Below are 12,440 nucleotides of genomic sequence, written 5' to 3'. Positions count from 1 at the left end.
CCGTCTGGGAAAGCGCGGACCTCGTGGTTTTCACGTACCTGGCTCTGGTGGCCATGCGTGAGAAGCCTGTATCAGTTCGGTCACCGGCCGCCGGTGCGGTCCATGTACAAGATCGCGTCCATGATGTCGCGCAGGTCATGTCCCGGCGGTCGGCCGAAGTCCCTGGCCGCGCCGCGCCGCGCCGCGGCGCGGCCAGGCCAGGGACCAGGCCTTAAGGATCGGCTCGATCAACATCCAGCGAGCGTCGGACAGATCACTCGGATTCGGGCGTCGCGTCGGCATGCTTCCGGCGTACCGCCGCAGACCGAGTGCGCCCAGGCGCACAGCGATGAGAACGGCTTGGACGAAAGGCCCGCTGCTGTCGCGGCACTGCTTGTGCCGGCGGTGGTGCGGGATGGCCAGGGGTACCGCGGTAGCCGCTGTCGGTGATCACCATGGGGTGCCGCCAGCCTTCACGCCGGAGTCCTCCCGGCCCGGCCCGGCCCGGCCCGATTGCGGTTGCCTGGCTGTGGCTTGCCGATGGCGACGATGAGGGGGTGTCTGTGTCGATGACCATGGTGGTTGGTGGAGCAACGATAGCTCTTTGCTGAGGATGGCCATGGCCCGGTCGCCGGTGGAGACCAGCGTGCCGTCCACATCGATGATGCGGTCGGCTGCCGACTTGGAGACAGCTTTCGCGGGTCGTCTCCGGAGCGCTGGGCAGTCCGTTCTGATCTCTGCCAGCACCTGCCGACCGGCTTGTCCGTCCGGCCGGTCAGCGTAGGGGGCGAGGTGAACAGTGGGACCAAGGGAGCAGAGGCTCCTGACCGCGCGTCCCGTCCGGTCAGCGAGATCACTGAAAGGCAGGTGGCGCCGGCAGCATCCACTTTGCGGAGTATGAGGTCGGGGCCAGCCCCCGTGCCGTCCGTTCAGTGTACTGCGAGGGAAGCTACTCAAATGTCGCGGTCAGGAACTATTTGTGGCGACAGTTGCCCGCGCTCGGCCGCCACTGGTGTGGCCTACGCCACTAGGTGTTCTGGGTTCTTTGGGTCCTCTGTGGCGTGATGCCTGCTTGTGGCCACCTAGACCTGTGCTTGATCTCTTGTTTACCGTCGTGTGCACGGTCTGTAAGAGATCGGTCACAGCGGGGGCAGGGTCTGGGGAGGCCCTGTGGGGAGGGTTTGTCATGCCTGTGGGGAGACGATGGAGCGTCACTGGTGCTGCGGTGGGTGCCGCAGTGTTATTGGGCCTGCTTCCGTCAGCAAACGCGGCCAGTGCTGCCGACAGCAAGACGTCGGCCGGTCAGGCGTTACATGCCTTGGATGCGGGAGATACCGGAACAGCTGCCACTGAGGCTGAGGCGGTGTCGCGCGCCAAGCAGACAGGCCAGCCCGTGGAGATCGCCTCTCTGAGAGGGAGAGCAGCGAGGTCTTCGCCGACCCGGACGGCAAGCTTGAGGCGCGTGAGCACCTGCGTCCCGTGCGCGCACGCGTCGATGGTGTGTGGAAGCCCATCGATACCGACCTCGCACAGACGGACGACGGGATGGTCGCGCCGAAGGCCACAACCATCGGCCTGAAATTCTCCGGCGGTGGCGATGCCCCGATGGTGAGAATGACCAAGGCCGGGCGTGAACTGGCCTTATCGTGGCCGGGGAAGCTGCCCGCTCCTCAGCTTCAAGGGGACACGGCCACCTACCCGGACGTCTTGACGGGTGTCGACCTGCGGTTGGGTGCACAACAGGACGGCTTCACCCAGCTCTTGGTCGTTAAGTCGGCCGAGGCGGCTGCCAGCAAGGAACTGGCCGAACTGCGCCTGAGACTGAATGCCGACGGCATGGAGGTGAAGGAGACCGGCGCCGGTGGTCTCCAGGCCGTGGACAAGGGCGCCGGCGGTACGGTGTTCGAGGCGGCGCAGCCGCTGATGTGGGACTCCAGCACAGGGCCTCGACGCAGAAAGCGGCGACTGCGCAACCTGGCACACTCCAAGGCGGCGAGGAGCTACCGACGACGTAGAGCCCGGCGCGACCGAGTCGGGCAAGCTGGCTCCCGTCGATGTGGAGGTTCCTCCCAGCCAGGATGCGCTTGTGCTGAGGCCGGACACCGAGGTCCTCCGCGGGAAGGACACCGTGTATCCGGTGTTCATCGACCCCAAGTGGGACGCGCCCAAGGCCACAGCCTGGACCGTGGCGTCGAAGTACTGGGCATCGTCCCCGCAGTGGAAGTTCAACGGCGATCCGGACGCCGGCCTGGGCTACTGCGCCTGGTACTACTGCAAGCCCTACGACACGAAGCGGCTCTTCTACCAGATGTCCGTCTCGAAGTACGCGGGCAAGGACGTCCTGTCGGCCGAGTTCGTCGTACGTGACACCTGGTCGGCCTCCTGCAGCGCGCGCAGTGTCCAGCTGTGGCGGACGAAAGGCATCTCGTCCTCAACGACATGGAACTCCCAGAACGAGTCCGGCTTCTGGATCGACCAGCTGGGGACCAAGTCGTTCGCCTACGGATTCGAAGGATGCGCGGCAAAGGACGCCGAGTTCGATGTCAGATCGGCCGTGCAGCAGGCCGTCGACAAGAAGTGGCCGACGATGACCTTCGGCCTCCGCGCCGGAGATGAGTCCGACGAGTACGGATGGAAGCGGTTCTCCGACGACGCCTTCCTGCGAGTGAAGTACAACCGGCCGCCGCAGCAGATCAAGATGTCGCAGCTGGAGATGGAGTACGGCGGTACATGCAAGAAGCCGTCGGACGCTCCGCGGGTACGCACCCTGGGCAAGATCTACGCGAACGACGTCACCGATCCCGACGGTGATGCCCTGGCGGTGCAGTTCCAGGCGAAGTGGGACGCCGGAGACGGCAAGGGCACGATCGCTCGCTGGAAGCCGCCACTGACCACCTACAAGAAGTCGGCCTCGAACTTCGCGGTCTCGCTGCCCTCGTCGATCCCGTCCAACAAGACGGTGAGCTGGTACGTCCGCTCCTACGACAGCGCGCAGTACTCGCCGTGGTCGTACACCGGAGGCTCGACCGGCTGCTACTTCGTCTACGACACCTCCGTGCCCAAGGCGCCGGCCATCTCGTCCGGCGAGTACCCGGCGTCAGACCCCGAGAACCCCGATGACCCGTGGTTTGACGGCGTGGGGAAGTACGGGTCCTTCGAACTCAAGGGCGCCAACAGCGATGTGACGAAATATTATTTCGGCGTCAACGAAGACCCGTCGTCCAAGAACACCCTCACCACGTCGGCAGGTGCTGCGAGAACCGCGAAGCTGCTTCCGTCCAAGCCGGGACTGAACTTCGTGACCGCCAAGGCGTTCGATGCGGCGGGCAACGCCAGTGAGATCCGCACGTATCACTTCCGCGTCAAGACCGGACAACCGGAGCGCGGGATGTGGCAACTGGACGATTCCGCCGGTGCACCAACGGCTGAAGGAACGGCACCCGAACGCACGGTACTGCTGGGTGGCGGAGCCAAACCGAACGTCCCCGGAGCCAAGGGCACGGCGGTGTCGTTCGACGGGGTGGACGACTATGCAGCCACCGACATTCCCGTCATCGACACTTCGGGAAGTTTCTCAGTCTCGGCCTGGGTCAAGCTTGCCGCCGTCCCCGACCATGCGGCCGTCGCGGTGACCCAGCCCGGGAATAACTCGCCCGGCTTCGAGATCTACTACTCCGCGGGTTACGACCGGTGGGTGTTCAGCCAACACACCTCCGACGTGCCCGGTTCGAGCAGTGTGACGGCCATGGCTTCCACCGGGGGCGCTGTGAAAGCCGGCGAATGGACCCATCTGGTGGGCACCTACAGCTCCGGCAGCGACGAACTGAAGCTGTACATCAACAATCAGCTCGCGGGCACGGCCAGCTACAGCTCCCCCTGGGACGCACGGCGAGGCCTACAGTTCGGCGCGGCAAGCCTCAACGGCAGCCGAACGAACTTCTTCCCCGGCGCGATCGACGAGGTGCAGATCTTCGACAAGCCGCTCTCGGCTGCCGAGGTGACCCAGCTGTACGGCAAGTCGTCCCTCACCGCGGGCCGCCCAGCCCGGGCAGCGTTCGCGATGGATGAGCCGGCCGAAGCCACCCAGTTGACCGGCAGGGCAGAGGTACCGGACGCCACCCTCATGAACGGGGCCAAGCCCGGGCAGAGCGGCATCGCCGGCAAAGCGCTGACACTGGACGGAATTGACGACTACGCCACCACCGAACGGCCGGTCCTGAACAACCAGAGCAGCTTTGCCATCTCCGCCTGGGCGAAGCTGCCGAAGACCAAACCCGACCACGCGGCGATCGTCGCCACCCAGGCGGGCGCCCATCGCGCGGGTCTGGAGCTGTATTACTCCAAGACCTACGACCGGTGGGCGGCCAACGAGTACTCTGCCGACTCCACCGACGCCACCCCGATCCGCGCCATGCAAGCAGACGGACAGACCGCCTTCGGCGACACTTGGACGCACCTGGTCGCGGTGCACGACACGGTCGCCGACAAACTGATCCTGTACGTCAACGGCACCAAGGCCGGAGAAACCGACCTCCAGGCCAACTGGTACGCGGGCGGCGCGGTACAGATAGGCGCGGGCTCCTACGACGGCCAGCCCGGCTCCTTTTTCCCCGGCCAGATCGACGACGTCCGGCTCTTCGACCGGCCCACGTCCGCGCAGGAGATCCAGCAGCTGTTCCGGCAGCGGCCGTTGGTCAAGGGGCGCTGGACGTTCGAGACGGCGTCCGGCTCGCCGCTCGTGACACCCGACGCCTCCGCGTCGGCCAACGGCATGACACTCTCCGGCGGCGCCCACCTCGACGCGGGCTGGGTCGACGGCGGCGTCACCCTCGACGGCGTCAATGACTACGGAACGACATCCACCGTGCCCGGGACACCAGCGCCAGCTTCACCGTCACCGCATGGGCGCAGGCGGCAGCGATCCCCGGCAAGGGCGTGACCCTGCTCAGTGTCCCCGGCGCAACCCAGAGCGCCTTCACGGTCCGCTACGAACCCAGCAACACACCAGGCTCCGACCCGGGGCGATGGCGCATCGCGATGGCCGCAGCCGACAGCAGCAGCGCCCCCTCACTCAGGTCGACAACAGCCAGTTCTACAGCCCCACCGAATGGACGCACTGGCTCTGGTCTACGACGGCTTCTCCAAAACCTGACGCTGTACGTCAATGGTGAGCAGGAAGAAGTCGCCTGCAAGGACGCCGACGGTGACGGGGACGCAGACGACTCCTCGTGCACGGACAAGCTGTCCTGGGCAGACGACGTACTGGCCTTCAAGGCGGCACAGCCCATGCAACTCGGCCGGGCCAAGACCGGAACAAACCTGGGGCGAATACTGGCCGGGCGCCGTCTCCGACGTGTGGACCTTCCAAGGCGCACTGTCAGACGCCCAGATCGAGTTGCTGGCCCTGGGACAGCCCGGAATGGCAACCGACGTCCCCGGCACCGACTGAAAGCCCGGGTGGGCTCTCGCCTGTGCAGGGCCCACCCGGGCACCGCCCGTGCTCTCTTTCCAGGCATGGCATCCAACTTCACCTCCGCCACCGTGCGCTTGGCACCCACGCGGAGCACCGCAGCGAAGGACGAAGGACACGATGAACGGCAGATCGAGCAGGCACTTCGCAAGAATGCGGCGACGCCTCGCACTCGCCTCGGCCACGATCATGGTGGGCACACTCCTGCAGGGAGTGACGCAGCCGGCTCTCGCCGCCGACAACGGCAAGGGGCGACCCACCCTGCCCACCTCCGAGCGCCCGGTCGCCACCACGACAGGCAAGGTCAAGCCGCGCCCCCTGATGAAAGGGCCGCGGACACCACAGACAGCGCCCCACGCCACCTGGCCCAAGACAGCGTCCACGGTAGTGCGCCTCCCCGACGCCAGTAAGAAAAACCCCACGGCCTCCGTCCACGCCCACGGTCTCCCGCTGACACTCGACACCCAGGGCACGGCCCGGAAAAAACCCTTCCGCGGGAATGTCGAGGCCCGCCTGCTCAGCCACAAAGCGGCACAGAAAGCCGGCGTCGACGGCCTGTTGTTCGCCCTGAGACCTCCCAAGACCGGGACGAAGGCCGGGCAGGTGGGCCACGTCCAGGCCCAGCTCGACTACTCCGGCTTCGCCGACGCCTACGGCGGCGGCTACGCCTCCCGTCTCACCATCGTCGAGCTCCCCGCCTGCGTACTCACCACACCGGACAAGGCTGCTTGCCACTCCACGAAACCGCTCACCACAGTCAACGACGCGGTCAAGCAGACCCTGACCGCGCGGAACGTGAGCCTGACTGCCGGAACGGCCACAGTGCTCGCGGCTGTCTCCGGAACGGGAAGCGCGCAAAGCGACTACAAGGCGACATCGCTCTCCCCCTCAGCAACCTGGAACACGAGCCTCAACACAGGCGACTTCACCTGGTCCTACGACATGCCGGCCCCCGACGTCCCCGGTGGACTCGCCCCCAAAGTAGGCCTGTCCTACTCCTCCGGATCAGTCGACGGCCGTACGAGCAACACCAACAACCAGGCGTCCTGGGTGGGGGACGGCTTCGACCTGTGGTCCGGCTACATCGAGCGCCGCTACAAACCATGCTCCGACGACGGCGTCAAGCACGCGGACGGAAGCAAGCCGGGCGACCTGTGCTGGGGCTATGACAACGCCTTCATCACCTTCAACGGCAAGGGCGGCGAACTCGTCCCCAACGGCAAGGACTCCTGGAAGCTCAAGGACGACGACGGCACGAAGATCGACCACCTGACGTCCAGCGACCGCAGCAACGGCGACGACAACAACGAGTACTGGCGGCTCACCACACCGGACGGCACCAAGTACTACTTCGGCTACAACCGCCTGCCCGGCTGGACCGACGGGAAGGAAACCACCGACTCTACCTGGACCGCACCCGTCTTCGGCGACGACTCCGACGAACCCTGCCACGCCGCCACCTTCGCCGACTCCTACTGCCAGCAGGCCTGGCGCTGGAACCTCGACTACGCAGTCGACGTCCACGGCAACGCCATCGCCTACTACTACGACAAGGAAACCAACTCCTACGGCCGCAACCTCGAGGCCAAGGACAACACCCGCTACGTACGCGGCGGCACCCTCGACCGCATCGAATACGGACTGAAATCCTCGTCCGTATACAGCACCAAGGCCCTCGCCAAGGTCAACTTCACCAGCAGTGAGCGCTGCCTGCCGGACACCCACACGACCTGCTCGGACATCTCCGCCGACGCCTTCTACTGGTACGACACCCCATGGGACCTGAACTGCGACACCGGCAAGGACTGCGACAAGGGCCGCTTCGCCCCCGTGTTCTTCACCCGCAAGCGACTCACCGAAGTCACCACCCAGGTCTACAACGGCACCACCTACCACGACGTCGACTCGTGGAAACTGGCCCACCGCTGGGGAATGTCCGACACCGACTACCAGCTGCTGCTCGACTCCGTCCAGCACACCGGACGCGCCACTGACCCGGCGATCGCCCTGCCCAAGACGACCTTCGCCTACACCCAGCTCGCCAACCGGCTGGACAAGACCGGCGACGGCTACCCACCCTTCATCAAGGACCGCCTCTCCACGGTCGCTGACGAATTCGGCGGCCAGATCGACGTCGACTACTCCGCCGCGGCCTGCGACTGGGACACTCTGCCCACGCCCGAGACCAACACCACCCGCTGCTACCCGCAGTACATCGGCGGCGGCTCGACAGACGACCCCGAACGGGAATGGTTCAACAAGTACGTCGTCACCTCCGTCACCGCCACCGACCGCACCGGCGGCTCGCCTGACCAGTCACTCGCTACGAATCTCGACGGCGCAGCCTGGCACTACGACGATGACGACGGTCTGACCAAGGATAAGTCCAAGACCTGGTCCCAGTGGCGTGGGTACGGACACGTCCGTGTCCGCACCGGCGGCCAAGGCGACGCCTCCGCCATGAAGAGCCAGCAGGACAGCTACTTCCTGCGCGGCATGGACGGGGACCGGAAGAACACCACGGCGACACCAAGACCGTCACCGTCACCCTCGGCGACGACGAAGGCGACCCGATCACCGACGAGGCACAGGCCGCCGGCTTCAACTACAACGGTCACCTACTCCCGCCCCGACGGCACGATCCTGGCCAAGACCGTCAACAGGCCCTGGCACCACGAGACAGCCAAGAAGGAAAGAGCCTGGGGCACCGTCACCGCCAACTTCACCGGCACCTCCAGCTCCAAGACCTGGACCTCCCTGGACAACGGTGCCGGCACATCCTGGCGCACCACATCCACGACCACGACTCACGACACCGTCGCCGGACGCGCCACACAGATCGACGACGCCGGTGACAGCAGCACCAAGACCGACAACACCTGCACCCGCACGACCTACGCCACCAACTCCACCGCCAACATCCTCACCCTGCCCTCCCGGGTCGAGACCGTGGCGACATCCTGCTCCGACACGCCTGCCCGGCCGGACGACGTCATCTCAGACGTGCGCACGGCCTACGACAGCGGCGCCTACGACGCAGCTCCCACCAGGGGAGACCCCACCAACACCGCCGTCCTCAAGCAGTACGACGGCACCACCGCCGTCTACCTGGAGTCCGGCACCACCTACGACGACTACGGACGCCAGCGCTCCACCACCGACCTGACCGCGGACGTCAAGGTGACCGCTGCCGGAGCCCTCACGCGCACCGCGCGCCCCGACGGCCGGACCACCACCACCGCACCGGACCCCACCACCGGCTTCGCGACAAAGATCACCGTCACCACACCGCCGGCCAAGACGGGCGACGCGACCACCGCACAGACCACCAGCGTCACCTATGACGCCCTGCGCAACCTGCCGCAGACCCAGACCGACACCAACGGCAAGGTGACGAACTTCGCCTACGACGCGCTGGGCCGCTCCACCAAGGTCTGGCTCGCCGATCGCCTCACCGGCCAGACACCGTCCTACGAGTTCACCTACACCAACAACGACCAGACCCCGCTGGCCGTCGGCACCAAAACCCTCGGCAACAACGGGGAGCAGCGCACCTCCTACGCGCTCTACGACGGCCTCCTACGACCGCGCCAGACCCAGGACCCCGGCCCCAACGGCGGCAGCCTGCTGGCCGACACCTTCTACGACGAACGCGGCCTGGTGGCCAAGACGTTCCAGACGTACTTCTCTCAGAAGCCACCGACCACCGCCCTGACCGAACCGAAGGACGCCCTCGACGTCGAAACCCAGAACCGCTACACCTACGACGGCCTGGGACGGCAGACCGAAGCCAAACAGATCGCGGGCAACGGCGACGGCGGACCAGTGCTGTCCACCAGCAGCACCATCTACCGCGGGGACCGCACCACTGTGATCCCGCCCGAGGGCGGCACCGCCACCACCACCCTTGTCGACGCACGGGGCCACACCACGGCACTGCGCCAGCTCCACGCACGCAACGCCGACGCCGCCTACGACACCACCACCTACGAATACACACCACGCGGCGAACTGAAGAAGGTCACCGACCCTGCGGGCAACAACTGGTCATACGCCTACGACCTGCTCGGTCAGCAGATCAAGGCGACCGACCCCGACAAGGGCACCACACTCAGCACCTACGACGACCGCGGCCAGCTGACCACAACCGACGACGCCCGCCCCGACACCACCACCGACGCCCGCCCGGACACACCGAAGCTGTGGTACGGCTACGACAATCTCGGCCGCAAGACCGAGATGAGGGAGAGGTCCGCCACCGGCCCCCTGCACGCCCAGTGGGTCTACGACACGGTCAGCGGCGCAAAGGGCCAGCTCGCCGAATCCACCCGCTACGACGGCACCAACGCCTATACCAGCAAGGTCATCGCCGTCGACCGCCTCTACCGGCCGCTGCGTACCTCCATCACCATCCCCGCCGCGGAAAAAAGCTGGCCGGCACATACATCTCAACCACCTCCTACAAGACCTCGGGACTCACAGCCGGCATCGGCTACCCGAAGGCGGGCGCCCTGCCGGCGGCAACCGTTGCCTACACCTACGACGACGCCACCCTGCGCCCGACCACCCTCGACGGAAGTCAGGGCATCAAGGCAACCGCGAGCTACAGCCTCACCGGCAACCCCCTTCAATTCGAACTGTCCAACAACGCCGGTAAACACGTCTGGTCCACCAACGCCTACGAATGGGGCACCCAACGCCTCGCCACGTCTCGCGTCGACCGCCAGGACATCGCAGGCGTCGACCAGAACAGCACGTACCACTACGACGAAACCGGCAACATCTCGTCCGTGTCCGACGTTTCCCGCGACGGCACCGACACCCAGTGCTTCACCTATGACTATCTGCGTCGCCTGACCGAAGCATGGACGCAGAACACCACTGCCTGCGCCGCAGCCGGCAGCAGCCTGGGCGGACCAGCACCCTACTGGCACTCCTACACCTACGACCTGGTCGGCAACCGCCGCACCCAGACGGTCCACGACCTCACGGGCGACGCCACCAAGAACACCAAGCAGACCTACACCTACCCCGACCCGGGCAAGACCCTGCCGCACGCCCTGACCTCGGTGACGACCACCGGGCCCACCAGCACCATCCAGGACAGTTTCGAGTACGACGAGACCGGCAACACCACGACCCGCACCCTGAACGGGGACGCCCAGAACCTCACCTGGGACCCGGAAGGACACCTCGCCAAGGTGACGGCGGGCGGCAAGACCACCGACTACGTCTACGACACCGCAGGCAACCGGCTCATCGCCCGCACGCCCACCGCAACCACCCTCTACCTCGGCGCCACCGAGATCACCCTCCCCAAGGGCAGCAGCACCCCCACAGCCACTCGCTACTTCGACCTCGGCGGTGGAAACCAAGCCGTCCAACAGGACAACGGCACCGTCTCGTTCACCCTCGCCGACCATCACGGCACCGCCCAACTCGCCGTCGATGCAAGCACGCAGAAACTCACTCAGCGCCGCACCCTGCCCTTCGGCGGCACTCGAGGAAACAAGCCGACCACCTGGCCGGGCACCAAGGGCTTCGTCGGCGGCACCGACGACACCAAGGACACAGGCCTCACCCACCTCGGCGCCCGCGAGTACGACCCGACGACCGGCCGCTTCATCAGCGTCGACCCGCTCATGACCCCGACCGACCCACAAAGCCTGAACGCCTACGGCTACGCCAACAACAGCCCCGTCACAAGCAGCGACCCCTCCGGTCTCTGCATGGCGGACCTGTGCGGCATCGGCTACCCCATCGGCGGTACCGGCTCGGGCGGCCGAAAGAAGGAATATGTCAAGAAGGCGCCACGCGGCGCCGGTGGAGTAGGCGCTCCCGGATACAGCGGAGCCGGATACACGGCCCCCCTGCCTGCTGCCGCCAACGGCGACTCGAACAACATGGTCAAGATCCACGACGAGTGGAACGTCAAAATCTACCCCGGCGTCTACATGCCGGCCGACAACCCCCATGTCAACGAGGTCGCCGCACGATTCAACAAGTGGGTCAACTACGTCTGCAACGCGGGCCCCGGCGACTACGACTGTATGGCCCCCGGCGACGGCGAATCCGATCCGAACGCCTACCAGCGGGTCAAGGGCAAGATGTTCTCCTGCGATTCCGGATGGGATTGCGGAGATAACTGGTTCAACCCCGTCGACCTGGTCAAGGCCGGCGTGGACAGCGGCCTCATCGGCGGCAACGGACAAGCCAGCCGGGTGGCCGGCCGCGGGGCCCGCAGAGGCGCGTCGACCGGCGGCCCGTGCAGTTTCGACCCTGACACCCCCGTCCTCATGGCGGACGGCAAGTCGAAGCGGATCGGCAAGGTGAAACCCGGCGACCGCGTCGAAAGCGCCGACCCCAGGGACGGAAAGCACAAAGGGCTTCGTAAGGTCACCGCTGCTTTCGTCAACCATGACGACGACCTGGTCAATGTGCACGTACGGGGTTCCGACGGAAAGAACCTGACGTTCCGCACCACCTCCCTTCACCCCTTCTGGGACGACACAACCACACCTGGGTACAGGCCAGCAAGCTCAAGCCGGGCCACCTCCTCAACACCGCTGCTGACGAGCACGTCCGGATCATCGCCGTCACAGTTCGCACCGGCGCCGCGGACATGTACAACCTCACTGTCAGCGACCTCCACACGTACTATGTGCTGGCGGGGCCACTCCGGTCCTGGTTCACAATTCCGGTCCGAATTGTGGAGTGCCGGCTGGCGGCAAAAATGGAGACCGTCTCGGCGGCGAGGATTTCCACGGAAGTGACTACAGTCTCGACGAGATGGTTGAGTTCGTGAACGGGCACACGGGTGGGGGGAATCCGGCAATGGGGCGTCCGTCTGCCACGGAAGTTGAGACGACGCTTCGGCAGGCCGGCCCGCGCCAGTTGGACGGGCAGAACTCGTCAAGGTTTGACCACAATGGCGTCCGCGTAATTATCAACTGGGATATGCCGTGGAAGTCCACGTCGTATTACCCTGGCA

At 65.9% G+C, this 12,440-nt stretch carries 1 protein-coding gene and 2 pseudogenes; 2 read left to right on the top strand and 1 reads right to left on the bottom strand.

All coding sequences use genetic code 11. From position 1 onward, the window contains the following. Nucleotides 1-89: 89 nt before the first annotated feature. Nucleotides 90-282 (bottom strand): annotated as a pseudogene (locus tag D9753_RS37380) (transposase); the annotation flags it as partial. A gap of 1,834 nt (nt 283-2,116) precedes the next feature. Between D9753_RS37380 and D9753_RS00180 the strand changes: the two are divergent. After that, on the top strand, nt 2,117-4,918 hold the full coding sequence (locus tag D9753_RS00180; RefSeq protein ID WP_240467957.1) for a LamG-like jellyroll fold domain-containing protein: 2,802 nt from the start codon (nt 2,117-2,119) through the stop codon (nt 4,916-4,918). Nucleotides 4,919-5,638: 720 nt separating this feature from the next. Next, nucleotides 5,639-12,151, top strand: a pseudogene (locus D9753_RS00175) (polymorphic toxin-type HINT domain-containing protein); the annotation flags it as partial. Between the last annotated feature and the right edge of the window lie 289 nt (nt 12,152-12,440).

The organism is Streptomyces dangxiongensis, from assembly GCF_003675325.1.
Lineage (GTDB): Bacteria > Actinomycetota > Actinomycetes > Streptomycetales > Streptomycetaceae > Streptomyces > Streptomyces dangxiongensis.
Note: the sequence above shows the minus strand (reverse complement) of the source record. Positions and strands in the feature narration are given on the sequence as shown.